The 25,827-nt window shown below is 58.3% G+C and carries 20 protein-coding genes and 3 pseudogenes; 13 read left to right on the top strand and 10 right to left on the bottom strand.

Translation table 11 applies throughout. The annotated features are described in order from the left end of the window. Window positions 1-33: 33 nt before the first annotated feature. The 7 genes from BN2476_RS09385 to BN2476_RS09355 all read left to right on the top strand — a co-directional run bounded on the left by BN2476_RS09385 (window position 34) and on the right by BN2476_RS09355 (window position 8,735). Window positions 34-1,425, top strand: coding sequence for an amidase (locus BN2476_RS09385; protein WP_218274507.1), 1,392 nt, complete (start codon window positions 34-36; stop codon window positions 1,423-1,425). Window positions 1,426-1,459: 34 nt separating this feature from the next. Next, window positions 1,460-2,989 carry a CoA-acylating methylmalonate-semialdehyde dehydrogenase gene (mmsA, locus tag BN2476_RS09380; RefSeq protein ID WP_087733872.1) on the top strand — a complete coding sequence of 510 codons (1,530 nt, stop codon included), beginning with the start codon at window positions 1,460-1,462 and terminating at the stop codon, window positions 2,987-2,989. A 37-nt stretch (window positions 2,990-3,026) separates the two neighbouring features. After that, window positions 3,027-4,412: an aminotransferase family protein gene (locus BN2476_RS09375; RefSeq protein ID WP_087733963.1), complete on the top strand. Its 1,386-nt coding sequence runs from the start codon at window positions 3,027-3,029 to the stop codon at window positions 4,410-4,412. A gap of 91 nt (window positions 4,413-4,503) precedes the next feature. Beyond that, window positions 4,504-5,427, top strand: coding sequence for a LysR family transcriptional regulator (locus BN2476_RS09370; RefSeq protein ID WP_087733871.1), 924 nt, complete (start codon window positions 4,504-4,506; stop codon window positions 5,425-5,427). 212 nt (window positions 5,428-5,639) lie between these two features. Then, window positions 5,640-6,782 carry a branched-chain amino acid ABC transporter substrate-binding protein gene (locus BN2476_RS09365; RefSeq protein WP_087733870.1) on the top strand — a complete coding sequence of 381 codons (1,143 nt, stop codon included), beginning with the start codon at window positions 5,640-5,642 and terminating at the stop codon, window positions 6,780-6,782. A 130-nt stretch (window positions 6,783-6,912) separates the two neighbouring features. Continuing rightward, entirely contained in the window at window positions 6,913-7,245 is a 333-nt protein-coding gene (locus BN2476_RS09360) for a carboxymuconolactone decarboxylase family protein (protein WP_087733961.1), read from the top strand. A gap of 743 nt (window positions 7,246-7,988) precedes the next feature. After that, entirely contained in the window at window positions 7,989-8,735 is a 747-nt protein-coding gene (locus BN2476_RS09355; RefSeq protein WP_087733869.1) for an IclR family transcriptional regulator, read from the top strand. Window positions 8,736-8,975: 240 nt separating this feature from the next. On the opposite strand, the gene BN2476_RS09350 is transcribed toward BN2476_RS09355, so the two are convergent. Together BN2476_RS09350 and BN2476_RS09345 are read right to left on the bottom strand one after the other, a co-directional pair. Continuing rightward, window positions 8,976-10,310 (bottom strand): MFS transporter, encoded by a 1,335-nt coding sequence (locus BN2476_RS09350; RefSeq protein WP_438942870.1) that lies wholly within the window; start codon window positions 10,308-10,310, stop codon window positions 8,976-8,978. Between the two features lie 91 nt (window positions 10,311-10,401). Then, window positions 10,402-12,081 carry a GMC family oxidoreductase gene (locus BN2476_RS09345; protein ID WP_087733867.1) on the bottom strand — a complete coding sequence of 560 codons (1,680 nt, stop codon included), beginning with the start codon at window positions 12,079-12,081 and terminating at the stop codon, window positions 10,402-10,404. Window positions 12,082-12,245: 164 nt separating this feature from the next. On the opposite strand from BN2476_RS09345, the gene BN2476_RS09340 reads away from it, so the two are divergent. Next, window positions 12,246-13,196: a GntR family transcriptional regulator gene (locus BN2476_RS09340; protein ID WP_087733866.1), complete on the top strand. Its 951-nt coding sequence runs from the start codon at window positions 12,246-12,248 to the stop codon at window positions 13,194-13,196. 125 nt (window positions 13,197-13,321) lie between these two features. Here BN2476_RS09340 and BN2476_RS09335 read toward each other — a convergent pair whose 3' ends face one another. Together BN2476_RS09335 and BN2476_RS09330 are read right to left on the bottom strand one after the other, a co-directional pair. Further along, window positions 13,322-13,915: a thiamine pyrophosphate-dependent enzyme gene (locus BN2476_RS09335; RefSeq protein WP_087733960.1), complete on the bottom strand. Its 594-nt coding sequence runs from the start codon at window positions 13,913-13,915 to the stop codon at window positions 13,322-13,324. A gap of 11 nt (window positions 13,916-13,926) precedes the next feature. Then, window positions 13,927-14,499 carry a thiamine pyrophosphate-binding protein gene (locus tag BN2476_RS09330; RefSeq protein WP_087733958.1) on the bottom strand — a complete coding sequence of 191 codons (573 nt, stop codon included), beginning with the start codon at window positions 14,497-14,499 and terminating at the stop codon, window positions 13,927-13,929. A gap of 415 nt (window positions 14,500-14,914) precedes the next feature. Here BN2476_RS09330 and BN2476_RS09325 point away from each other — a divergent pair, with 415 nt between their 5' ends. After that, entirely contained in the window at window positions 14,915-15,688 is a 774-nt protein-coding gene (locus BN2476_RS09325) for an IclR family transcriptional regulator (RefSeq protein ID WP_087733865.1), read from the top strand. A gap of 21 nt (window positions 15,689-15,709) precedes the next feature. Here the strand turns inward: BN2476_RS09325 and BN2476_RS09320 are convergent, their stop codons facing one another. From BN2476_RS09320 to BN2476_RS09310, 3 genes are all read right to left on the bottom strand, one after another. Further along, window positions 15,710-17,470 (bottom strand): ClcB-like voltage-gated chloride channel protein, encoded by a 1,761-nt coding sequence (locus tag BN2476_RS09320; protein WP_087733957.1) that lies wholly within the window; start codon window positions 17,468-17,470, stop codon window positions 15,710-15,712. 76 nt (window positions 17,471-17,546) lie between these two features. Further along, entirely contained in the window at window positions 17,547-18,041 is a 495-nt protein-coding gene (locus BN2476_RS09315; RefSeq protein WP_087733864.1) for an aconitase X swivel domain-containing protein, read from the bottom strand. After that, complete coding sequence (locus tag BN2476_RS09310; RefSeq protein ID WP_087733863.1) at window positions 18,038-19,273, bottom strand: aconitase X; 1,236 nt, start codon at window positions 19,271-19,273, stop codon at window positions 18,038-18,040. The genes BN2476_RS09315 and BN2476_RS09310 overlap by 4 nt, the downstream gene beginning before the upstream one ends. Window positions 19,274-19,795: 522 nt before the next feature. On the opposite strand from BN2476_RS09310, the gene BN2476_RS09305 reads away from it, so the two are divergent. Continuing rightward, window positions 19,796-21,103 carry an MFS transporter gene (locus BN2476_RS09305; protein ID WP_235850769.1) on the top strand — a complete coding sequence of 436 codons (1,308 nt, stop codon included), beginning with the start codon at window positions 19,796-19,798 and terminating at the stop codon, window positions 21,101-21,103. A gap of 151 nt (window positions 21,104-21,254) precedes the next feature. On the opposite strand, the pseudogene BN2476_RS48075 reads toward BN2476_RS09305, so the two are convergent. Beyond that, window positions 21,255-21,455: pseudogene (locus BN2476_RS48075) on the bottom strand (cysteine dioxygenase family protein); the annotation flags it as partial. Between the two features lie 106 nt (window positions 21,456-21,561). On the opposite strand from BN2476_RS48075, the gene BN2476_RS09300 reads away from it, so the two are divergent. Then, the gene (locus tag BN2476_RS09300) at window positions 21,562-22,578 is read left to right on the top strand and encodes an IS110 family RNA-guided transposase (protein ID WP_087733861.1); all 1,017 of its coding nucleotides are present in this window, start codon (window positions 21,562-21,564) and stop codon (window positions 22,576-22,578) included. Between the two features lie 483 nt (window positions 22,579-23,061). On the opposite strand, the gene BN2476_RS09295 is transcribed toward BN2476_RS09300, so the two are convergent. Continuing rightward, window positions 23,062-23,760, bottom strand: a complete 699-nt coding sequence (locus BN2476_RS09295; protein ID WP_087733860.1) for an IS6 family transposase — start codon at window positions 23,758-23,760, stop codon at window positions 23,062-23,064. Window positions 23,761-23,850: 90 nt separating this feature from the next. Between BN2476_RS09295 and BN2476_RS09290 the strand changes: the two are divergent. Further along, window positions 23,851-24,174: pseudogene (locus BN2476_RS09290) on the top strand (Tn3 family transposase); the annotation flags it as partial. Window positions 24,175-24,185: 11 nt separating this feature from the next. Here BN2476_RS09290 and BN2476_RS09285 read toward each other — a convergent pair. Next, window positions 24,186-25,187, bottom strand: a complete 1,002-nt coding sequence (locus BN2476_RS09285; protein WP_087733859.1) for a bestrophin family protein — start codon at window positions 25,185-25,187, stop codon at window positions 24,186-24,188. Window positions 25,188-25,574: 387 nt separating this feature from the next. Between BN2476_RS09285 and BN2476_RS48070 the strand changes: the two are divergent. Continuing rightward, window positions 25,575-25,755 (top strand): annotated as a pseudogene (locus BN2476_RS48070) (sigma factor); the annotation flags it as partial. Window positions 25,756-25,827: the final 72 nt, after the last annotated feature.

The raw sequence follows: 25,827 nt of genomic DNA, 5'->3' as shown, positions 1-25,827 counted from the left end.
CAACGCAAAATTTATGAAATGTAGGAGTGCTAGATGAAATTGACGCTTCAACCGATGACGCAGATGTTTAGCACACTCGATCTGTCTCCCGTCGAGGTCTGCATCGATGTTCTGGACCGCATCGACAGGCACAACGGCAAGATCAACGCATTTACCGAGACGCTGCGCGAAGGCGCGCTCGCCGCGGCCAATGCGTCCGAAGCACGCTGGAAGGCTGGTCTGCCGCTATCTCGCATTGACGGGGTACCGTGCACGGTGAAGGATCTGCTCCTGTCAACCAGGTGGGCGGCAAAATACGGCAGCCTCATGTTCGGAAGCGAGTCCGTCGCCGCCTTTGACGCGCCGGTCGTAGCGCGGCTGAAGGAAGCGGGGGCGGTGATCGTCGGAGTGACGACCTCTCCAGAGATGGGCTGGAAGGCGGTTACAGATTCACCGCGTTTCGGTGTCACACGCAATCCGTGGGACTTGAGTAGAACACCGGGCGGAAGCAGCGGTGGCGCGTCTGCAGCGGCAGCAACTGACCTCGGCGTGCTTCATGTCGGCACCGATGGCGGCGGCTCCATCCGCATTCCCGCGAGCTTCTGCGGCATCGTCGGACATAAGCCCAGCTTCGGACGGGTGCCTGCCTACCCGATCAGCCCGTTTGGAACCGTGGCCCATGTCGGTCCGATGGCCCGTTCGGTATACGACGCCGCGGCGATGTTGAGCGTGATAGCCAGACCGGACAGTCGGGATTGGTATTCGCTGCAGTACGACGGCGCCCCTTATGAAGAACGGCTGTCAGTTGAATTGAAAGGCCGACGAATCGCCTATAGCGCGACGCTCGGTCGAATCGACGTGGATCCGGAGGTCCGCAAAGCCTTCTTTGTAGCCGTCAACGCATTCAAGGATCTCGGTGCCGATCTGATCGAGATCGATCCGCCGATCGGCGACTGCCAAACGATCTTTCACGCGCACTGGTTTGCGGGCGCGGCGTTTCGACTGCGTGACCTTGCGCCAGACCAGCGCGGCAAGGTCGACCCCGGGCTGTTGCAGGTGGCGGAACAGGGCGGTCGCTACAGCCTGAAGGATTTCCAGGCGGCCGCACAGGCGCGGGCGGAACTGGGCGCGCGAATGCGTGTATTCCATGAGCAGTATGACCTCCTGCTGACGCCTACGACGGCGATGCCGGCGTTTGCGGCTGGGCAGGAGGTTCCGAATCCGGAGAAGGGCGGAAGGTGGACTGACTGGGCCGGATTCAGCTACCCGTTCAACCTGACGCAGCAGCCGGCGTGCTCGGTCCCGTGCGGATTCACAAAGGCGGGGCTGCCCATTGGCCTGCAGATCGTCGGGTCGAACTTCGCGGATCTGGCCGTGCTGCAGGCGGCCCATGCTTATGAACAGACGCAACAGTGGTCTGCGGCTCGGCCTTTGAGCTTCGAGTGATCCAGAAACCCGATATTGAAAGGACTTCAGCAAAATGACTCAAAAGCACGTGAAGGTCAAGAATCACATCAACGGTGAATGGCTAGACGAAAGCAATGGGCACTATGTCCCGCTGTGTAACCCATCGACGGGCGCGGTGATCGGCGAAGTGCCGATCTCGTCGGCTGACACCGCTCGACAGGCAGTCGCCGCCGCTGCGGTCGCGTTTCCGGCATGGAGCGCCACCCCGCTTCCAAAGCGCATGAACTATCTGTTCGCACTGCACCAGGCGATGAAGGACAATCTGGAAGATTTGGCGCAGTCGATCGCGGTCGACCAGGCCAAACATATTTCCGAGGCGCGCGGCGAGGTCGGCCGGGTGATCGAGATCGTTCAGATGGCATGCAGCATTCCCGCGCTGATTCAGGGCGAAACGCTGCAGGGCATTGCGTCGAACATCAACGGACGGGTCATCAAGGCGCCGCTCGGGGTGTTCTGTGGCGTCGCGCCGTTCAACTTCCCGGCGCTGGTGTTCGGCTGGTTCATTCCGTTCGCGATCGGCACCGGCAACACGTTCGTCTACAAGCCGTCGACCGAGTCGCCATTGTTCATGCAGAAGATGATGGCGATCCTCGTCGACATCGGTCTGCCCAAGGGCGTCGTCAACGTGATTCACGGAGAGAAGGAGACCGTCGAAGGGTGGTATGACGATCCGAACGTCGCCGGTGTGTGCCTTGTGGGCTCGTCGCCGACTGCGCGCGCGATCGCGGAAGGATGCGGCCGCCATGGCAAGAAGACGATGCTGCTGGGAGGTGCGAAGAACTTCCTGCTGGCGATGGAAGATGCGCCGATGGATCTGCTGATCGAGAACGTGATCGCGTCCGGTTACGGCTCCGCGGGCCAGCGATGCCTCGCGGTGTCGAATATCGCGGTGGTGCCGGAGATCCATGACGAGTTCGTCGAACGTCTGATCGACGCGGCGCGCGCGGTGAAGGTCGGCGATGCGATGAACCCGGACGTGTTCATGGGGCCCGTCATCTCGGCCAAGGCGCGCGATCGGATTTCGAACTACATCGAGATCGGCGTCGACGAAGGCGCTAACCTCGTGCTCGACGGCCGCAACCCGGCGATGCCGAAAGCTAATGCGGATGGCTTCTTCGTTGCGCCGACGGTCTTTACCGGCGTCACGCCGGACATGCGGATCGCGAAGGAGGAGATCTTCGGGCCGGTGCTCAGCGTGTTGAAGGTTGGTTGCATCAATACGGGTCTGGCCACACTCAACGCGCATGAACTGGGCAACGGCGCGTGCATCTTCACGCAGAACGCGTACTACATCGAGAAATTCATCGCGGAAGCCAACGTGGGGATGGTGGGCGTGAACGTCGGCATCTGCGCGCCGCATCCGTATCTGCCGTTCGGTGGGATTAAGGGCTCGCTCGTCGGGAACAATAAGGTGCAAGGCAAGGACGGCGTCGACTTCTTCACACAGAACAAGGTCGCGACGATTCGCACCGTCGATCCGGCTGGCCAGGTCCCGACCGCCGGTGTGGCCAACGGCGCCGTTCGAAGCTGCGTGGCGAGCTGAGGTGGACGCCGACCCATTCCATTTCCCGGAGAGACTGATGAATTCCGCAGAAATTGCAGATCGCATTGAAGACGCCGTCGCCAGCGACAGACGACATGTCTGGCATCACCTCACCCAGCACAAGGCTCTCGAGACCGCCGATCCGCTGATGATCGTCAACGGTCAAGGGTGCCGGGTCTGGGACGCCAAAGGCAACGAGTACATCGATGCGCTGTCCGGCGGTGTCTGGACTGTGAACATCGGCTACGGCCGGACCGAGGTTGCGGACGCCGTTCGGGATCAACTGGTCCGGATGAACTACTTTGCGCACTCGGCGGCCAATGTGCCGGCCGCGCAGTTCGCTGAAAGCCTGATCGGCAAGATGCCGGGGATGAGCCGGGTCTACTTCTCCAATTCCGGCTCGGAGGCCAATGAGAAGGCGTTCAAGATCGTCCGCCAGATTTCGCAGACGCGTCACGGTGGAAAGAAGTCGAAGATTCTCTATCGCGAGCGCGATTACCACGGCACGACGATTGCCGCGCTGAGCGCGACCGGGCAAGCAGAACGGCGCGACTACTATGGCCCGTTCGTTCCCGGGTTCATCGAGGTGCCGCATTGCTGCGAGTACCGGCGGCAACCGGAGTCGGGCACGCAGGACTATGGTGTCTGGGCCGCGGATCAGATCGAAGCGGTGATCCTTCGCGAGGGGCCGGGTGAGGTCGGCGCCTTGTGTCTCGAACCGATCACGGCGGGCGGCGGCATCATCGAGCCGCCGGCCGGCTACTGGGCACGCGTGCAGGAAATCTGCCGGAAGTACGGCGTGCTGCTCATCATCGACGAAGTGGTGTGCGGGATCGGCCGCACCGGCAAGTGGTTCGGGTACCAGCACTACGGAATCGAGCCGGACATCGTCACGATGGCCAAGGGGCTCGCGTCGGGTTATGCGGCGATCTCCTGCACAGTGACGACGGAGGCGGTCTTCAACGCGTTCAAGGAAGACAATTCGCGCCTCGGGTATTTCCGCGATATCTCGACGTTCGGCGGTTGCACAGCGGGCCCAGCGGCAGCGCTAGTCAATATGGACATTGTCGAGCGTGAGGGGCTACTCGAGAACTGCGTCGCGATGGGTGACTACCTCAAGAACTCGTTGCTTGAACTTCAGATGCGCCACGAGATCATCGGCGATGTGCGCGGCAAGGGTTTATTCGTCGGTTTCGAGCTGGTGAAAGACCGCCAGACCAAGGAGCCCGTCGCCGAGAGCGTGGCGGTGGCGATTGTCGCGAACTGTTCGAGGAAAGGGGTAATCGTCGGCCGCACCAACCGGTCGTTCTCTGATCTGAACAACAACATTTGCCTCGCACCGGCTCTTGTGGTGACGAAGTCTGAAATCGACGCTATCGTGGCAGCGCTGGATGCTGCCCTGACCGAGGTGGGGAAGGGCTAACCAGCCGGGGCGCTTCCTAATCGGCGCCCCAGGCCAGGCACCTTTGCGTGTCTGGTATGTGCGGCGTCAATCGGAATCGCGAGGAGGCGGGATGAAATTCACTCTCAGGCAGCTGGCATACATCGAGTCCGCGGCAAAACACCAGTCGATCGCGATGGCGGCTAAGGAATCCAGAATTTCCCAGTCCTCCATTTCCGGCGCGATCGACGATTTCGAATCGACGTATTCGGTGCAGTTGTTCGTGCGGCATCCGAGCAAGGGGCTCAACCTCACTTCATCTGGTCGCGCCCTGGTCGACAAGATCTCACACCTACTGCGGCAGGTTGAGACCGTCGACGCCGAACTGCTTGGCCTCCACGAGCATGTGACCGGAGAGCTGAATCTCGGATGCTTTGCGCCGCTCGCGCCGCTGGTGCTTCCTTCCATCCTGCGGGCGCTGACCGTTCGATACCCGGAGCTTTCCATTCGAGTGCATGAAGGCGATTTGCGGCACGTCAACGGTCTTCTGGACAAGGGCGAGGCGGACGTGATTCTCAGCTATGACCTAGGGCTGTCTGAAGGTGTGTCCTTCGAGAAACTCGGTGAGGCACGACCGCATGCAATTTTCAACGAGGCGCACCCAATGGCGAAGTCAGAACGGGTGTCGATTCATGATCTGGTTTCCGAACCGATGATTCTCCTCGATTTGCCTGAATCGAGGACGTACTTCGACATCCTTTTCAAGTCGGCCGATGCGCTGCCTAAGGTGGTTTATCGAACCGAAACCTACGAAACGGTGCGCAGTTTCGTGTCGGCCGGGCTGGGCTATTCGATTCTTAATGTCAGGCCTGCGATCGATCATGCCTATACGGGCAATCGGATCGTATGTGTGCCATTGGACGGTCAGCTTCCGGTTCCGGCGGTGGGTATCGGCGTGCGTCCCAACGATTGTCTGACTCGGGCGACGCGGGAGTTTGTCGAAGAGTGCAGAACGTTTTTTTCCCTCCTGCACCGCGATCTTCTGTTTGTCAGTTGAGTCGCGTCTGCGCTATATATGGTCCGCTTTAATGGGTTTGTGCATGCCGGAATTCTCTGCAAAGGGGCGAGAAGAATATTTTTCGGTGCGTGATGGCTGGTGATTAGGAATTGAGATTTTTATAAAGAAGACTTCGATGTTGACGGCATAGCAATTAGCAATGCGAATTAATGTAGACACTAGAATCACGGTTATTTTTAAGGAGACAGATGATGGATTTCAAAATGAAGCAGCTACTTCGTATGGCGATCGTGGCGGCGCCGTTCACGATGATGATCACCCATGCGTCGGCTGAACAGGTCATTAAGATCGGTCACGTGGCGCCGGTGACAGGCGGGCAGGCGCAGTATGGAAAGGACAGTGAAAACGGCGCGCGACTTGCGATCGAGGAGATCAACAAGGACGGGCTCGTGATCGGTAGCGAGAAGATCACGCTGCAACTCGACTCGCAGGACGATGCAGGCGATCCGCGCCAGGCGACGCAGGTCGCGCAGCTACTGGTCGACGATCATGTCGTGGCGGTCGTCGGCCATTTGAACTCCGGTACGTCGATTCCGGCGTCGAAGATTTATCGCGACGCGGGCATCGTGCAGATCTCGCCGGCGGCGACCAACCCGACCTACACGCATCAGGGATTCAAGACAACATACCGGGTCGTCGCGACCGACGCGCAGCAGGGCCCGGCACTGGCGAGTTACGCGCAATCGAAGGGAATCAAGTCGGTTGCGGTGGTTGACGATTCGACCGCCTATGGCCAGGGCCTCGCGAGCGAATTCGAGAAGAGCGCCAAGGCAATCGGCCTCAAGGTGATGTCACATGATGCGACGAACGACAAGGCAGTCGACTTCCGCGCGATTCTGACCAAGATCAAGGGTGAGAATCCGGAGGCGATCATGTACGGCGGGACGGCAGCGACGGGCGGCCCGTTTGCGAAGCAGGCGATGCAACTCGGGATACGCGCGAAGATTCTGGCGGGCGATGGGGTGTGCGCCGATCAACTCGCGGACCTGGCTGGCGCGGCTGCTGCAAACGTTGTGTGCTCCGAAGCGGGCGCACCGCTCGACAAGATGCCGGGCGGTGCGACGTTCAAGTCAAAATACGCGAAGCGATTTAATCAGCCGATTCAGCTTTATGCGCCGTATTCGTACGATGCCATTTACATCATCGTGGATGCGATGAAGCGTGCGAATTCCACGGATCCGGCGAAGCTCCTCGCAGCGATGCCGAAGACGAACTATGCGGGAGTGCTGGGCAACGTGTCGTTCGATGCAAATGGCGATCTGCAGCACGGCGTCATCTCGCTATACACCTATCCAGGTGGCAAGAAGGCGCTGATCGATGAAGTCAAGATGTGATTGAACGGCATGCGAGTTGGCCGGACGTCCGCGTGCTTCCAGCCAAGCGAGTTCCGGTCGACCACGGCTTCTGTTTATTTACTAAATCATCGTGCATGCGCTGCACGATATCTCGATAGGGGTAGTTTTAATGAAAAACTGGAACGAATACCGTCATGACCTGAGCGAGCGTGTGAGGGAGTTGTCGAAGCTCACACCGGACACGGTGACGGGTATCATGGCGTTGGGCCAGGCCGGCAGCAAGACCAATCACCTGGACGTAAAGACGCGAGAGTTGATTGCGCTTGCGGTCGCGGTGACCACACGTTGTGATGGCTGCATTGCCTTCCATGCGGCCGAAGCGAAGAATGCTGGGGCGACGAAGGAGGAGTTGGCAGAAGCGCTTGGCGTTGCGATTAATTTGAATGCCGGCGCGGCGCTTGTCTATACTGCGCGGACCTTGGATGCGTTCGACAAAGCCTGAATACCGACCACTTCTCCCGCGCGGCGGCCGCGTAGCCTTCCTGTCAGTTGGCCGTCGTGACCTCATCCTAAAGTGACCGGAATCATGTTGGCATGGTACTCATGGTGATCGCCATGCTATGCCTGTCGCTGGCCGGTTTCGCGCGAGATGCACGGTGCGTGAGTCAGACAATGCTGCCCGTGTGATCGGGCGGCTTTGTTTGGCTTACTTCGCACCGTGGTTGGTCTTTGGCTTGATCCTGCACGCTCCGGGCTACTGTATTAGCCTCGCCGCACGAAAGACGGACTGAAGCGCACCGGGAATCGTGGAGGCTGGTTGGTTTCAGTTGATCCGGGAACATCAGCGGCATTTCTGAGTTGCCGGAAACAATTTGCCTCAGCCTCGGGGGATAGAGCCGCCGATGATGGTTGTACCAGACCGCCCACTTCAGCGTTACCGGGTTCGACGGATTCCCTCACACCGCGCGAAATTCTGGTCAAGAAACTTTGAAAGGATCGAGGGAGTTCCCTGAGGAGGGCCGGATCCACGGCAATGCGTCGGGCATCGAGGTGTGACGAGAGAAGGAGCGTCGGTTATCCGACGTGCCTGCGGCGGCGGTAAAGGCGCGCGCAAGAGCCGATTGTTGAAGTGAAACTAGAGTCCCGAAAAATAGGATAAACTGACCTTACGAAACGGGCGCTTCGCCCGCCGCGTCAGCGATGAATCGCGAGATAGGTCCGACCTTCAATCCTGACCTTAGGACCATGGATAAAACGTTATTGAAGGGCCTTGCTCTCCTGGAAACACTTGCCGCACATGGCGGCAAACCGGTTCCCATTCCCACACTGGCGCAGCAACTCGGGTTGACCAAGAGCAACGCACACCGCACGCTGCAGACGCTCGCGCACGCGGGCTATGCGACGCTCGACGAGGCGACGGGAAGCTATCGCAGCACCTTCAAACTCTTCGAGCTCGGAGCCAGGCAGATGTCGCAGATCGACGTGCGGCAGTTCGCGTCGAGCCACATGCGCGTGCTCGCCGAGCTCACGAAGGAAACGGTGCATCTGTCCATTCTGGATGGTGGTCATGTAGTCTATGTCGATCAGATCGAGAGCTTGCAGCCGGTGCGCGCCCATTCCATTCTCGGCACGCATGTACCCGCGTACTGCATGGCGACGGGCAAGATTCTGCTCGCGTATCAAAGCGAGGATTACCTCGAGCGGCATCTGACGAATCTCGTCGCGCATACCCGATCCACCATTACGGATTTCGCTACGCTGAAAGCGCAGCTTGCGCGCGCTGCGCACAACGGCTATGCCATCAATCGCGGCGAATGGGAGGACGGCGTGGGCGGCATTGCCGCGCCTATATTCGACGCGTTCAGGTCGCCTGTCGCGGCAATCGGCATATCGGGGCCGCTTGAGCGTCTGTCGGTGAAGCGCATGAAAGAACTCACGTCGATGGTGCTCGATGCGGCCAACGGCATTTCGCACGTGCTGGGCATGCGTTGAGTTTCCAGACATGCAAATGAACTGACGAACGGGCCGCGTTACGTCGCACGTGCGCGTCCGCATCGCCTCAGCGCGATGTCTCCCATGGCCCGTTCTCATCCCCGGTCGGGCCGTCCACGACGTTGTCGACTCGCCCGCATTCCGCCGGGGAAGAGGGGGCGCGACACTCGTGTCGGGCCCTCCAGATAGCAGCTAATTGTGGCGATTTGGGAAGCGGACTGCGTCTTTCTGAGCTGGTCACTATTCAGACAGGCGACACCGGTATTTACTAGCAAGCTGTTCGTCGTGTTTGTCGTACGCCGCGCGACGATTAATGACGAATGCACACATTGAAGAAACCAAGCCAGAACCTGCAACGTACGCACATACCAGCCACGGGCTCCCGCCTGCCAGTGTAACAAGCACTGTTGCGATGATGGGAGTGAGGCCGCCCGCTGTGACACTGGAAAACTGATAAACGAACGAAATTCCCGTGTAGCGGACCCGTGCGTCGAAGAGTTCACAAAGGAAGACGGCCACCGTTCCATAAACTGCCGCGTAGAAAATCCCGTACGGAACCGCAATCGCAGCCCAGATGAGAGCAGTGTTCCCGTTTGCGTGGGTAAAGATCCAGAAAGCGGGGTAGATGGAAGCTGCAATCAGCAAGGAGGCGAACGCGTAGAGTCGTGGGCGTCCCACGCTGTCCGACACTCGGCCGAAAATCGGAATGAAGATGGTGAGGACGACGGCGCCAATCATCACGCCGATGAGTGCTTCGCCGCGACTGATACCAATGTTGCTGGTCAGATAGCTGATTGTGAAAACGCTGAAGATGTTGAAAAACACGCCATCGATGTGTCGTGCGCCGAGACCGAGCAACATGTTGCCTGGGAATCGCTTGCACATGTCGAGAAACGGGACCTTCGCCTCACCGTGCGCGTGCTTCATTTTCGCGAATTCCGGCGTTTCCATCACCTTGAGCCGAATCCACAAACCAAAGAGCACGAACAGGAAAGACAGGCCGAAGGCGAGACGCCAGCCCCAGGCCATGAACTGTGCATCGCTCAGCGTTGCTGAAAGCCCTGCGATAATTGCGGCCGACAGCAGAACGCCGACCGACAGGCCGATTTGAGGAAGGCTTGCATAAAAGCCTTTCCTGTTTGCAGGCGCGTACTCGTATGCCATGAGGATAGCGCCGCCCCATTCGCCACCGAGCCCGATACCCTGTACGACGCGCGCGAACAGCAGAAGGCCCGGCGCCCAATAGCCGATCTGCGCGTACGTCGGGATCAGGCCAATCGCTACCGTGGAGGTACCCATAATCATCAACGTGATGACCAGCATGCTCTTGCGTCCGACCTTGTCACCAAAGTGGCCGAAGATCACACCACCGAGGGGGCGGGCCATGAAACCGATCGCGAACGTCGCATAAGCGAGCATCGTCGAGGTTGCCGCATCGCCGGCAGGGAAGTAAAGCTTGTTAATGACGAGACTGGCTACGACCCCGTAGAGGAAAAAGTCGTACCACTCAATGATGGCGCCAATAACGCTCGCGGCTGCTACCCGCCGTAGGGCCTTCTTGCTTGTGTTCATGATGTCTCCAACCTGGTCGACACAGATCAGTTGTCCGCGTCTTGTCTCGATTAGGCGTCGACTGTGCCGACGCAACTGTCTTGTCGTGTGTCAGTCAGCTGTTAGTAACCTCCTGCTGGCGGGACGCGCGCACCTGGCTGGTGTTCACGACATAGGTTGGCTCGGCTCCTTGTCGCTCGGAGTTCAAAATCATGTCTGCCGCCTTCTCGGCAATCATGACGGTGGGGATATTTGTGTTGCCGGAGATAAGCGTTGGCATGATTGAGCAGTCAACGACACGCAGACCCTCGACACCACGTACACGAAGCTGGGCATCGACTACCGCGCCAGGGTCGTGTGCAGGTCCCATTTTCGTCGTCCCGGACGGATGGAAGATAGTCGTCGCATATTCGCGGCAAAACTGCAGAATCTCCTCATCGGTGCGGATATCAGGACCTGGTCGATACTCGCGCTTCATATAACCAGCCATCGGCTCGGTGGCAGCCACACGTCGCGCGAATTTCACGCCCGCGACTGTCGTGCGTCGGTCGGTTTCTGTAGAGAGATAATTCGCCTGGATGCGCGGGGCCTCTGACGGTTCAAGGGAACGCAGCCGCACGAACCCACGCGATTCCGGACGCAACTGGCAAATCGAATACGTGCACCCCGGAAAGTCATGCACCGCGCCGGCTGTACTGTCGGCCGACAGCGCTGCAAAGTGAAACTGGATGTCAGGTGTTGCGTTTTCCTCGGGCAGCGCGCGACAGAACATTCCCCCGTGGTTTATACCAACGGCGAGCGGCCCACTGCGCCGAAGCAGCCACTGGAGCCCCATGGCGGCCTTGCCGGTGAGGCTACGTACCGCATCGTTGGTGGTAATCGGCTTCGTGACCTCATACATCAGACGCACCTGAAGGTGGTCCTGAAGATTCTCGCCTACGCCTTCAGAGACGTGAACCGGGGTGATGCCGAATTCAGACAGGACTTTGGCCGGGCCAACGCCGGAGATCTGGAGCAGTTGTGGCGACTGGATTGCGCCGGCGCAAAGCAGGACTTCGCGCTTCGCGTGCACCTCAAAGGACTGCCCTTGGCGGGTGTAACGCACCCCCGTCGCCCGCTTGCCATGAAAGAGAATCTTCGTCGCGTAGGCAAGCGTTTCAATGTGCAAATTGGTGCGGTGTTTTGCAGGCTTGAGGTAGGCCACAGCGGTTGAACAGCGGAAGCCATTCTTCGTGCTCACCTGAAAGTAGCCAACACCTTCCTGACGGCCATCGTTGAAGTCGTTGACCCGAGGAACACCAACGCGCTCAGAAGCCGCGATGAATGCATCGACCAGTTCGTGCTCAGGCGGGACGCTCGTTGCATGCATCGGTCCGCTGTCCCCGCGAGTCGCGGAGGCACCTAGGTCATTCGTTTCAAGCTTGCGAAAGTACGGCAGACATTCATCCCACCCCCAACCCGGGTTTCCCAAGTCGCGCCACTCGTCATAATCGCGCCTCTGACCCCGAATATAGATCAGCCCGTTGATCGAACTCGATCCGCCCAGTGTGCGTCCACGCGGTTGATAGATTTTGCGTCCCGCGAGTTCAGGCTCGGGTTCCGTGTAAAACCGCCAGTTGTATTCGGGGTGGGTCATCGTCTTTGCGTACCCGATTGGAATGTGAATCCAGGGGTACCGGTCTCTCGGACCTGCTTCGAGCAGGCACACCTTGAATTTGCCGTTTTGGCTCAACCGGTTTGCGAGGACGCATCCTGCCGATCCTGCTCCGACGATCACGTAGTCGAAAGTTTGCATGCTGCCATGTCTCCATTGATCGCCCACGCTCAGTGGTAACGTGGGCTGATTGCAACTTGTATCTAGATGTCTTAGTATCTTGATACAACAGCGAAATCGCCGTCGCAAGGAAAAGCGCGCAGGAAACTGGAATCTGAGCCTGAAGATGCTTTTTTGAATTGAAAATGAGCGAGGCAACCGGTTATTTCTGGATGGAACCAATGGAAAGCACCACGCAAAAACGTACCTCGTCACGTCGGCCTGCGACTTCTCGTCCGCCTGCCGGGCCGGCAACCGAAAACGAGATTTTGGCGACCGCTGAACCTCGGGTCGATGCAGGTAAGGGCGAGTCGTTGCTGAATCGGGAAAGCGCCACGGCGCTCTATATGCAGATCGCCGATCTTTTGCGTAGCGACATCGATTCAGGTGCGTTTGCAACTGACAGCAAGCTGCCCGGCGAAAATGAATTGACGCGACGATTCGGTGTCAGCCGGGTCACGGTGCGGCAAGCCATTGCCCAGTTGCTGACCGACGGCTATGTGGTCAGCAAGCAAGGCAAGGGCACGTTCGTCTCGCGGCAGAAATTCCTGCACGACCTGAAGCCGATGCGCGGCTTCTATGATGCCCTCGTCGCGCAAGGTGTTGAGCCGAAGACCAAGCTTCTGGAATTCGGACCGGCGTCTGCGCCGGATAACGTCAGGGAAGCGTTTGGCTCACCGGAGAGCGATTGTTTCCAGTTAAGGCGCCTTTACCTCGTCGACGATGAGCCTATTGCGCTTGTCGTTTCGTATCTGCCGCCTGAGGCAAGCGGGTTGACCTGGGAGCAGGTCAACCGGAATCCGATTTACGTGCTGCTGGAAAGCCTGCTGGAGATGCCAGTGGCAAAGGCGGAAATCCGGATTCGTGCGCGCACTGCGGGTACGTCGGTCGGTCAGGCCCTCGGGCTTACGTCACGCGCAGCGCTACTAGTCATGGAGCGTGAATCGTTCGGCAGCAACGGGAAGCTTCGCGAACACACGACGTTCTACATTCGCCCCGAGAACTATGAATTCACACTCAGTGTGCAAGGGCCGCTGCCTGTCGGGTCGTCCATCAAGAATATCAACGGGAGTAGCGCCCTGGATCGTACGAAATGAACATGCACGGAGGGACGACGTTCACGCCGGTCTCCGCGAGAACGTCGTCCCTCCCTCGGCATTTCCCCCATCTGCCCACCCACCCCAGACGGCGTATCGGAAGGTGAAGCCGATGGTGGATAACTTCAGACCAGCTGCCTCCTGATGCGCCGCAGTTCATCGCCCATGCGCGTGAACCGGGCGTCGGTCATCTCGACGGATGGGCGGTCAGCACCCAGAACGGGCGGCTCTTTTTTTACAACCAGCTCGACGAACGTCGGTGACGGCCCGTTGATAATGCTGAGGATCTGGCTCTGCAAGCTTCCGGCATTGTCAATGCGATAGGTGGCCTTGTAGCCTGCCGAACGAGCCAGGCCGACAAAGTCCACCGTGTCGGCTCCGGGTGTCTTCAGGTTGCCGAGCCCCGCGAACTGCGTGCTGTTGTTCATGAGAAAGTGGATATATTTGCCCGGCGCGGCCTGAGCCACTGACACTAGACCACCCAGTTCCATCAACAGGCTGGCGTCACCGTCGAGAACGAATACCGGCCGTTCGGGGCGGGCCAGAGCCAGACCAAGACCCAGCGACGCAGCGCCGCCCATGAGGGGAACGCAGGCAACGTTGAGCTCATCGGACGAAAGCTTGTCCAGAGCATTCATGGCTCCCATGGTGCTTACGATAATCGCGTCTCCGCGGGCTTGCTGAATGGTTTCGCAAGCTTCTACAGTCGTCATTGTCATCATGAACTCCTTCACGCAGCCTGGTGCCTCTTAGCAGGATCCCGGAATTGCGGGAATCCGATGAAGTGACCCGCGATTAACACGACAGGCCCCTGGCGTTCTCGCGACGCCTGCCAGGCGGCAAAGATGTTCTTCTCGTCTCCGGGACCTTCGAGGCGCCAGTACGGAATATCAAGCGTTTCGAGGAGGGGCTCCAGCATTCTCACCATCAGCCGGCGCGACTCACGGGGTGACTTCCCCAGATTGGCGAATTCACGGCCAAACTGTCCCACGATGAAGAGCATGGGAATCTTCGAGTCGAGGCACAGCGCACGGACGCTGTTGATGGCAGCGTAGAACCCCTGGTTCTGGACCAGAATCGCGACGTTCTTGCCGCCGGCATGAAGCCCGGCGGCAACCTCGACAGCCTGGTCTTCAGTGGTCGTGGGGACGACGCGGATTCCGGTTGACTGGTCTTCGAGCGCTTGATGCAGGGCAATCTGCAACATGTCCGGAACCGTTGTGACGTAATCGATTCCACAGTTGCGGAATTCGTCGATGACCCTGGAAGCGGAAACCGAATATTGGGAGGGGGCAATGTCCATAAAATACCTCGTGGCGCTGGTGGGCATTACGTGCCCGTGGTGATGTCGGGAGCGGCCCGGTTCTGTCTCCATCGTCGAAGAACAACACCGGGTTGTCCCGCCGATGCTTCATTTAGCTGCGTGACGCTTGGCTGAATCCCGGAACGCAAGCGTCGGTAGAACGCCGCGGTGCGCAGGTGACGGATCCGCCATCTGGACGGACGATGAGATAGGCAACTGTTTCCATACATCGATGTCTCCGTTGATCGCGCGTGTCCGCGCACTGCGAGAGCTATTTGCGACTTGTATCTAGATGTCTTACTATATAGATACAACAGCGGACAAGCTGTCGCAAGTGAAAAGGCATTTCGTGCTGGAATCTGAGCCTGAAATTGATTCCCTGAACTGAAAAGCAGATCAGGTCCCGAGGAGACACATGACTACTCCCGATACTTCTCAGGAGCACAAGCTGCTTCGTCTGCTTCGTCTGCTCGAGCGTGTTTCGGCTTCCAGCGAGCCTGTCACCATTGCGCAGATAGCGATGCGTCTCGAAATCCCCAAGGCCAGCGCCGCCCGGCTGGTCGACATGCTAGTCTCCGACCGGTACCTGAGCCGGATGCCGGATGCACGCGGTCTCGTGCCGGGACCGAGGTCAGTGCAGCTTGCCTCCACGACGCTCAGCAATAGCTCATTCCGGAGAACGTGTCGGGCCATTCTCCGAGGGGTGGTCGAGAAGCTCGGAGAAACCTGCAACCTGTCCGCGCTAGACGGCGACCGCGTTCTCTATCTCGAGCGGGTGGAAACGCCAGAACCCTTGCGGATGCACTTGGATCTCGGCTCGCGCCACCCACTGCATTGCACGGCGGGCGGGAAGCTGTTCCTGTCCCAGATGCCGCTCGTAGAGCGCTCTGCGCTGCTTGACCGGATGATCTTCACGAAACGTACTCCGCACACCATTACGTCTCGCGCGTCACTTGATGACGAACTCCTGCGCCTCGCGGAAAAAGGCATCGGTATCGAGCGCGAAGAATTCGTCGTGGGAATGGTTGGACTCGCGGTGCCGGTCGTCACAGGTGGCGCTGGCAATGCGATCGCGCTGGTGTGTCATGCTGCATCGGCCAGAAGCAGTCTTGAACACCTGCTTACCAAACTGCCAATCCTGAAGGAAGCATCCGTCCAGTTCAGGGAGCTGTTCGAGGCAGAGACCTGATTCGAACCTGTCGAGGCAGCTTCAGGCTTCGACAGAACGGGGTGATGCTGATGTGGGGGAGAGCCGAACGTAGGCATCGAGCAGGGCGGTTTTATAAACCACCCCGAGAATCGGCGGCGATTGTGATTCCGGGTCGATCACGGGGAGGCGCTCACCCCGGAAATCAAGAAATAGCTGCAAAGCCTGGCTCAGTGACATGTCCGGAGTCAGCACATGGAATTCTGGCCGCAAGTAATCGGCCGCGGTTCTCCTGCCTGCCCCGGTAGGCGTCAAGAGTTCAGATGTCAGGTCCTGGAGCGCAACGACACCGCAGAAACCTTCCTGTTCATCCACCACGTACAGATACTTCACCGGATGCTCCAGGAACATGCGAGTCATATCTGCAACGGTCGCGGAAAGTGGCACGATGGTCGCGGCAGGTTTGACCAGTTCGCACATCCGGGTAGTAGCGAGACGAAGGCGGTCCTTCTCCTGACGGTTCCGACGCACCGTGACTTCATACATCGAGGTATGTTCCGCGTTACGCGCGACGAAATACGCGATCACACACGAAAGCATGAGCGGAAGCACGACTTGATACGACAGGGTCATCTCGAAAATCATCAGGATCGCCATCAAAGGCGCGTTTGTCGCGGCTGCCAGGAACGCCCCCATTCCTACCATCGCGAAGGCGAATGGTTCTGAACCCTCATGCGGCCACATTGCGTGGACGGCCATGCCGAACAGGCATCCGAGGACAGCGCCCACAAATAGTGTTGGGGTGAATACACCTCCGACCGACCCTGTACCCGCCGTCGCGACGGTAGCAATGACCTTGAAAACGAGCACAACAAAGAGAGTCGTCCATGTCCACGGCTGGTGGAGAAGCGAGTTCACCACTTCGTACCCGTTGCCCCACACTTCCGGAACCCATACCGAGATGACACCGACAATGAGTCCACCAAAGCCAAGCTTCAGCGGCAGAGGCACCTTGATCTTTGAGATGTGCCTTTTCGAGGTGGCGAGCAGTCTCAGAAATTGCGGAGCGAGTACACCACAGAGCAATCCGAGCACGACAAATGGAAGAACCTCGACACCTGTGACCACTGGAAAGACGCGCATTTCATACGGCGGTCGGTATCCTGCAAACTCGCGCATGGTGATGTTCGCCACCACCGACGACACGACTATCGGTCCGAATGACTCCATCGCCATTGATCCGAGGACGAGTTCTGTAACAAAGAAAGCACCCGCGATCGGTGCGTTGTATGCCGATGTTATCCCTGCAGCTGCACCACATGCGACAAGCAGGCGGAGGCGAGCCGGGTCGAAGCGTACCCATCGTCCCATGACCGATGCACAAAGCGCTGCCAGTTGAACCATCGAACCTTCACGTCCGATCGAACCGCCGCTGGCTATCGTGAAGAGGGAGGAGATACTCCGCCAGACGCTCTGCCATACAGGTACGACGCCGTCACCGACGGTGACGGCCTCCATATAGTCCGCACTGGATTGCTTCGATGCTCGCCATTGTGCGATCACGAGACAAGCGCCGGCGACGATACCGCCCGCTGCCGGCAATGCAATACGGAGTGGCCAGGGCAGGTGCCTGGCCATCTCGACGAAATTTCTCGGCTGGGCACCTGATAGCCGCTGGAGAAGATCAATTCCTTCGCGAAATGCCGCAGTTGCAAACGCTCCCGCCACACCGACGACGACGGCCCATAGCAACATCACGCGTGAGCCGGGAAGCACGACGGCTCTTCTGATGATTTTTCGCAACCGCAGGTGAAGGTCGTACATGATTGTGCAGCACATCGCGGAATTCATGACGACAGGAACGCCGACAGACCCGTCAGCGTTCCTGTCCGGCGGATGCTCAGCGGCGCGGTGGTACCAGGTGGACTGGCGAAATGTCAGGCTGCCCATGTGCGAAGGTCGCCGCGGTGGTGTCGCCAACGGACATGCGCAGGACCCTCAGGGTCTTCGCTTCCGGGTCGATTTCAACAAACGACCCGTGCGGTACGACCTCGGTGACGTCCTGGTCGAAACCCGCCAGCATCGAGATGTCACCCAACGCCGCACCTTGCGCAAGAATCGGGTTCACCGTGTTGAAGACGATGGCGACAGGGGCCATGTTTCGGGATTGCATTTCATGCAGCATCCAGGCACTCGCGACGCCACCTTTCGCCGTATCCAGCACGAGAATGCGGCCGATGTAAGACTGTCCGACCAGCTTGTGGGTGGGACGCGAGAAAACACCCTGCAGACGGTTGAGGTCATAGCGCGCCGAAAGTCCGTCTTTGGCTACCAGTGCCTCTGCCGATACTTTCTTCCCAAGCGCGTGGCGCGCCGTCAAAACCAGTTCGTTCATGCCAGTTCTCCCTTTTCTGCAGCTTTGACGCACTCTTCCATCGATGCCAGCATCGGCGTGTAACCGTAACCGCCCAGAATATTCACCAGCTTTGCGCTGTTGGTAGCCAGCGTCTTCCAGCCCTTGGCTTCCGCCATTTCCCGCGCATACGACTGATAGAAGCACATGCCGGCGAGGACAGTACCGCCTGCGCTCTCGATGCGCCGCGTGTAGCCGAAACGCTCAGAGTCCGGTGCCACCTGCGGACTGGTTACCGCGAGTAACGGAACCTTGAACTTGCGGCCATCGCAGATCCCGGCAAGCGAGCGCAGTTCGTACAGACTCAATTGCGGAGCGGAGAAGACGACAACGTCTACTTTTTTCGTCACCGCGTAGCTGGCCGCAAGGGCTTCGATCTGCTGACGGTCAATAAGGTGATGAACGGGCAGCTTGTCGCCGCCAACGTCTTCGATCCGTACGGCTTCCGGCGTAATGCCAACCATGTGGAAGAGTGCAATGGAGCCGAAGCTTGCCATCGCGGCACCGAAGTGCTTGAGATCATCCGACGTCGGTGCGCCTTCGATGCCCTCGATGACCGGCACCTGCCAGTAGTTGCCTGCGAGACGGCCAATCACGCCACCGAGCGCGCCCCATTCGTTGAGCGTTCGCGGGGTGAAATCGACACGGAAGCGCACCGTCGCCTGGCGATTTTCGTCGAGGTGATAGCCGTAGCGCGGCGTGCGACCGGTGAGTCCGGCAGACAGCGCAGACGGTCCGCCTTCAAAATTCGAACGCGCCCCATTCACAGAATTCGAATAGATGACAACACCGGTGTCACCGAAAGCGACGTGTTCCCCACGCGTCGCGGCGAGCACGGTCTGGTAGTTGATACAGGTGTCCGTCATGCTGACGCCGAGCCGCTCGAACGCCTGAATCGCGCGGCGTTCGAGTTCAACCATCCAGTCGCGCTGCCCAAGGTCGTTCGCTTTGCTGAAATCGGTACCGCGCGGGTCCGTGATGGTCGGAATGCAGACGACATGCCGGCCATCATTTGCCTCAGACAATTGTTCGAGCCAGACGACACCTGCCTGACCGAGACTTTCTGTGTCGGCCATGACATGGGCCTGCGTCACCGGTACGAAATCACGCGCGCCAAAGAATTCGCCGACCTGCACCTGATGGCGCATCGCCATCTGCAGGACCTTGCCGCGCTCGCCGTTGAGCATTGCGGTCTCTTCATCGTTGAGCAACATTCGCAGTCTCCAGAGTCATTCGTAAAGTGGGGCAATGCGCGAAGGCAATAGCCGCCCTTTCGCAGCAGATGCGTGGCCCAGCATGTGGAGGACAGCCCAACACCCTCAACAGGTCGACGCGCATCTCGAGAACAACATCGCCACCGGTAAGCAAGGCAATGTTTGTCACCGATTCTTACTTGTCTTAGCTTGTATTAAGACAACATGGGCGAATCCTAGCCAGACCTGGCGACGTTGTCAACACCAAAATAAGGTGAAGCAGTGCGTGAGTTGAGGCCGGACATGACTGGAGAAACGGTCGAAATCCGGCGCAACGCGCGGAACCTCGGCCCGTACGCGCAGAGAAACAACGCAATGAAGTGTCTCGCGGAATACGGTTCGGAAATTCTCCCTGATAAGGCAGACTGCTAGCGATTCCACCTAGTTGACAGAAAGAGAGCTGCACGAATAGCATGACTTGCGATGTATTGATACACGTTAATACAACTGCCAGGCATGTATGGCCGGCAAGGAGACAGGAACGTGGCTATTCGTCGGTGGAAGCCCACTGCGGCAGACTGGGTGTTACTGCTCATTTGCCTGTTGTATCTGATTCAGTATTCGGACCGCGTGAATATCGCAACGGCCGCCGGAGCAATCCGGCACGATTTGCATCTGTCGAACACGGAACTCGGTTTCGCCTTCTCGGCGTTTGCTTATCCCTATGCGGTCGTACAACTTTTTGGGGGCTGGCTCGGGGACAAGATTGGGCCGCGACGCATTCTGGCCTGGTTTGGCCTGACCGTCGCGGTGGCATCCGTGCTCACTGCGTTTGCTGGCGGCCTCTGGTCGCTGGCTGCCTGCAGATTTCTCCTCGGTGTCGGTGAGGCTCCGTCGCTTTCCACTGCAACATCGGCTATGTCACGCTGGTTGCCGGTAGAGCGGCGCGGGTTTGCGCAAGGTGTTACCCATGCATGTTCCCGGGTAGGCAGTGCGCTGACCCCGCCGATCATCGCATTGCTCATGACCCTGTGGAACTGGCGTGTCGCATTCGTCATTGCTGGCCTCGTTGGCGTGCTTTGGGTGGCGATCTGGTTCTGGTATTTCCGTGACGAGCCGGCGCTCCACAAAGGCGTAACGAAGGCTCAACTTAAGGCCCTGCCTGTGCCCCGTGACCGGACCAGCAAGGTGAAGGTGCCTGTTCGCCGGTTGTTGAGGAGAATGCTGCCGGTGACTATCGTCGACTTCTGCTATGCGTGGACGCTGTGGGTGTTTCTCACATGGCTTCCGTCTTTTTTCCTGCACAGCTATCACCTCAACCTGAAGAGTTCTGCGCTTTTTACGTCCGGGGTCTTTGTAGCGGGGATCCTCGGCGACACGCTTGGTGGCGCAATAAGCGACAGGATGTACAGAAAGAGCGGGAGTCTGAAAAAGGCACGACGCAACGTCATCATTGCGGGCATGGTCGGTGCACTCGTGTTTCTGACGCCGGTCCTCCTGGTTAAGGACCTGACGCTCGTGGCAGGGAGTTTGTGTTGTGCCTTTTTCTGCATGGAGCTTGTGATCGCGCCACTCTGGTCGGTGCCAATGGATATCGCGCCTCGCTTCGCAGGCACCGCCAGCAGTTTCATGAATGTCGGTTTCGGTATCGCGGGCGTTTTGTCACCTCTCGCATTCGGGTTCATCATCGATCACACGGGCAACTGGACTTTGCCGTTTGGACTGTCGATCGCCATGCTCTTGATTGGCATTGTCTGTACGTTCTGGATGCGGCCCGAGGAACCCCTCATGGAAGAGGAGTCAACCGGTTCGCAGCAAGTGTCTCCTGCAGGAGCAGAGCGAATCACTTAAGGATCTGCGTGACTGGGAACGCGGTGACTGCGGGATTTCGCGCCGGCAAGGAATCGTCGAATGCACGCACGATTCTGACGCCCGCATTCAGGTCGAGCCAGCTTTTAGCTACGTTCGTCGTCAAACGCAATATGTCCCGCTGATACACATCTGCATTGGCGTACCCTGAAACAAACTGTTTTGTTTGACCGGTTGCTTCGCTATAGACGCACCTTTCGATTCGCCCAATATTTCCGCCATAAACGTGGATACTTACCGAAACCTGATCGCGTACGGCATTTGCCACGCGATGAATGTCGCCGGTCCATGGTGAGACAATTTCCACCTGTCCTTCATGCAGCGTCCCGGGACCAATCCGAGGTTTTGATAATCATATAGCCAGCCTCCCCGCCGTTCGACTCGAACGGCGGGCGTAGAGTCGGGGGTGCGAACACCGACGTGACGCACAGGAGGCCAGCATGAACAAGTTTAGTGGAATCGACCTGCACTCGAACAACAGTGTGGTCGTCGTCAGCGATGACGCTGACCGGGTTGTCTACCAGCGACGGTTACCAAACGATCCGGTCCAGATCCGGGCGGCGCTGGCGCCGCACCGCGAAGATCTGGTGGGAGTGGTCATTGAAGCAACATACAACTGGTACTGGCTTGTGGATCAGCTGATGAACGATGGCTATCGTGTGCATCTGGCCAACCCCGCGGCAATCAGGCAGTACGAGGGACTGAAATACAGTGGCGACTTCACCGATGCCGCCCATCTCGCCCAACTGCTTCGTCTGGGACTATTGCCTGAAGGCTACATATATCCGGCAGAAGAACGTCCGGTGCGGGACCTCTCGCGCAAGCGGATCCAACTGGTGCAGTGTCGTACGGCCCAGATCCTCGCCATCGAGAATCTGTTCTCACGCCATTCTGGTGGGCAGATGCAGGGTGAGCGGGTTAAGCGCCTGGATGAGACGCAGGTGAACCAATTCGGTTTTGCACCTGATGTAACGCTCGCGATGCAAGCCAATCTCGCGGTCATGCAAACCTTGCAGGAGGAAATCGAGATCATCGAGAAGCGTCTCATGGAGCGGGTGAAACTGCGCCCAGATTACGCGTTGCTGAACTCCGTGCCGGGCATTGGTCCGGTTCTCGCAACCACGATCATGCTGGAAACCGGGACCATTTCGCGTTTCACCAAGGTTGGCAATTTCAGCTCGTACTGCCGTTGCGTGGACAGCCGGCGTGAAAGCAACAGCAGGAAGAAAGGCGAAGGCAATACGAAGAACGGCAACAAGTATCTGGCGTGGGCATTTGTCGAAGCGGCCAACTTCGCCATCCGCTCGTGCCCGGAAGCCAGGCGCTTTTACGAGCGCAAGAAACGCGCGCGAAACGGGATTGTCGCGATCAAGGCACTGGCCCACAAGCTCGCGCGTGCCTGCTATCACATGCTTCGGGAGCACAAGCCATTTGATATAACCCGATGCTTTGGCTAAAAGGTGGTGCAAGGGGAACGAGCCCAGTATCGCGACTGGTGAAAAGCCATGGTTTTGATTGGGTCTTCCCTTTGCCCCACCCGCTGTTTGCAGATGACCGGGTCGCCCAGGCAATGAGCCATCCTTGACTGGCGTTGCGCAGGCAACAGCCACGGTTTTGCGAAACCCCCTGGACCTTGTCTGGCACCAACGTTTCTCTGGGGCGCCAACAACCGCCAGGGCAGACGTGAGTTCCATCACGGTATGCTTGAACCCGATGGGTGTCTGGTGCGATCCGGTTCGCAACCGGTTCGAGAAAACGGATGCGATACCGCCCCCCTGCAGGCAAGCCGTGACAGCATAACGGAACGAATTTCGCAGGATTTCAATGACGNNCGTCATTGAAATCCTGCGATGGATAGATTTGCACCTTGACTTCGGCTGGCTAATGGGTGTCGCGATAACGATCGCAAGTTGAGCAAAGCATGATATGACTAGGACTACTTATTCCGCCAACGAATAGAACTGGTCAGCGAAAGTTTGTCGGGCGCCGTTGGCTTTCATCTGCCCCTTGGTGATCATGTGAGCCACCTCGATGCCACCCAGCAGGATGCGTGCGGACCGGAAATTCTTGAACCCGAGCATGGGACGGGTACGCCGCTTGATCGCGCGGTGGTCCTGTTCGATGATATTGTTCAAGTACTTCGTCTGCCGGATCTTGATGGGCGTTTCGCGCTCGGCGTTGATGGCTTCCAGCGCAGCCATATTGGCACCGCTCTTGTCGATCGTCACCGTCTCGGGCTCGCCATTCAGGGCGATCGATTTTTCGAAATACCGCCGCGCCGCAGTCTTATCCCGATGGGCCCGCAACAGAAAGTCGATGGTGTTGCCGGCCTTGTCGACGGCGCGATACAGGTATTTCCAGTGGCCATTGACCTTGATGTAGGTCTCATCGACGCGCCAGCTCTTGCCGACGGGGCGTTTGTGGCGGCGAAACGCTTTTTCCAGCACCGGCAGCAGCTTGAGGGCCCAACGATGCACGGTTGAATGATCGACCGAGATGCCTCGCTCCGCCATCATTTCTTCCAGGTTTCGCAAGCTGAGCGGATAGGCCACATACCAGCGCACGCAAGTCAGGATGACATCAAGCGGGTAATGCAGGCGTTTGAGCACGCGGGCCACGGTCGGATTCAGCGTCTTCATCAAGCTTTCAGTCGTTCATCTCGTTCCGCACATCATAGCCGACCGCCTTATTGCAACAGAACCCCTGCGCGGGGTAGCGCGCTCGTGGCACTCTTCCGGTCGATCTTCCTGATCGATTACTTCACGGTCCCAGCGTTTCGCAGTGAACTGCAGCGCGCGCTCAATCGTGGCGAGGCGGTTCACAACGTACAGCGCGCCATCCATCCGGGCAAGATTCCCATTGAGCTTACGCGACATCGCCATTCGATGATCGCTGTGTCCTTGGCGCTGATGCTGCTCACCAACGCCGTGATGGCGTGGAACACGCACATGCAGCGCGCGCTCGACACGATCGAGCGTCTCGGCGGCCAATCGGAGCTGCCGCAGCTTGTCCGTCACATTGCCCCGACTTCGCTGGAAGGTACGAGCCAAAGACACTGGACTCTCTACAGTGCAATGATCGCCTGACTCGATGGATCCCCGGCATGTTCTCCGAGCATCTCTTTCAGATCGCGCTCGATGATGCTGCATAACGTTGAAATGGGAACATCATTTGGGCTACCTTCAAATGGATTCTCCGTGCTTTCCCCAACCTGCTCGAGCGACGTATACATCCACGATACTGCGACACTGCACGGCACCACTAGCCACACCATGTTGCCGTGCATGAAGCCACTCACGGCATCATTCAAATTATCGAATTCGTGAAGCAGCCCGAACGGGAAAAGCAAACAAAAAAACCTCACGAATAGCAAACTGACCGTTGCATATTGACGTGGATAGGGGAAATTCTTGAAACCTTCCGATCTTGACTGGAGATCGATGAAGTCCCCAATCGCCCTTTGGAGTTCCATATAGAAGCTTGAATTTAGATGTCCCGCCATGTGGAGCATCTTGAGCGAAGTGCCTTGTAGGCTCAGTATGAATGTTGCGATAGAAGTGGAAGAAAGCGCTTGCGCTGTTTCCGATGGGGACAAATATTCTGGCAGCAATTCGTTAATGTCTCTTTCCCACTCCGGCACACGGTAAAACCGAAGATATTCAGCATTGTGATGCTTGCCTGTGCTTTCCCAGATACGGGGGCGGCGTAGCTCATATCGCAGCGCGGTCAGCCAGGCAAGGTGCCGATACACCAGTTTTCGGGAAACCTCTTTGTCTTCGACAAAATCGCGTGCGATTTGGCCCCAGCGACGGCTCTTGCTAAGTATGTCAATCCAGACGTCCAAGGCATCTGTTGCCCGGTTGTAGGTTTGAACGTTTTTGAAGCCGACGATAAACGACGTCGCGGTTCCGAGCAAAACCACGATAGTCAGAGGTACTGATAACCATGTAACAGCGAAGAACTTGTAAAGAATAACGGGTACAGAACCGCAAATCAGAAGCCCGTAGATTTGCCGGCGAGTCCAAATCAAAAACTCCGATACCTTATACGATTTTCCAAGGTGCATTTTGTGTGTCTCAGACTAACGCAGGTGAGTAAAAGGGCGTGGACAACGTGCTCACCCAGCGCTACCTTCCGCGCTCGATTGAACTGGCCGGACTGCTTCGTCCCCTAGGCGCCGCACGTTCGGCTTTTGTGACATATCTCAGAAAATTTTACATCACACCTCGTGCCTAGCGAGTGAGCCAAGCATGCTGTGATTGTTGTTCTCTCAGCAACACGGACGTGCCCGTTCTTGGTCTTCTATCGAGGACTAGGCGCGCATATGATGGCGACCCGTTCGATTCCGGCGCGGCACTATGTTCGGACCATCCGGGCAACGTCCAGCCCATCCAACTATCGGAAAGTCGATCGACTGGCGCTCAAGTTTTCACCCGGCTGGAGAGATCTGTTCATGGACGACGACGCGCGTGCCTTCAATGGGCATCGCCCTCGGCTGCAGAAGATGGCGTATCGGATGCTGGGGTCGATTGCGGAGGCCCGAAGATATCGTGCAGGACGTCTGGCTGCGCTGGCATGCGGCCCCCTGCCAGTCCATCGAAGACGTTGAAGCGTGGTTCGTTACAGTTGCAACGTAAGCGCCCGGCCATGGCACCCCGGGGAGTGCACGCCGGCGATCAGGCGGTGATCGGCGCCCAGCGATGAGG

The organism is Paraburkholderia piptadeniae (genome assembly GCF_900007165.1).
Classification (GTDB): domain Bacteria; phylum Pseudomonadota; class Gammaproteobacteria; order Burkholderiales; family Burkholderiaceae; genus Paraburkholderia; species Paraburkholderia piptadeniae.
Note: the sequence above shows the minus strand (reverse complement) of the source record. Positions and strands in the feature narration are given on the sequence as shown.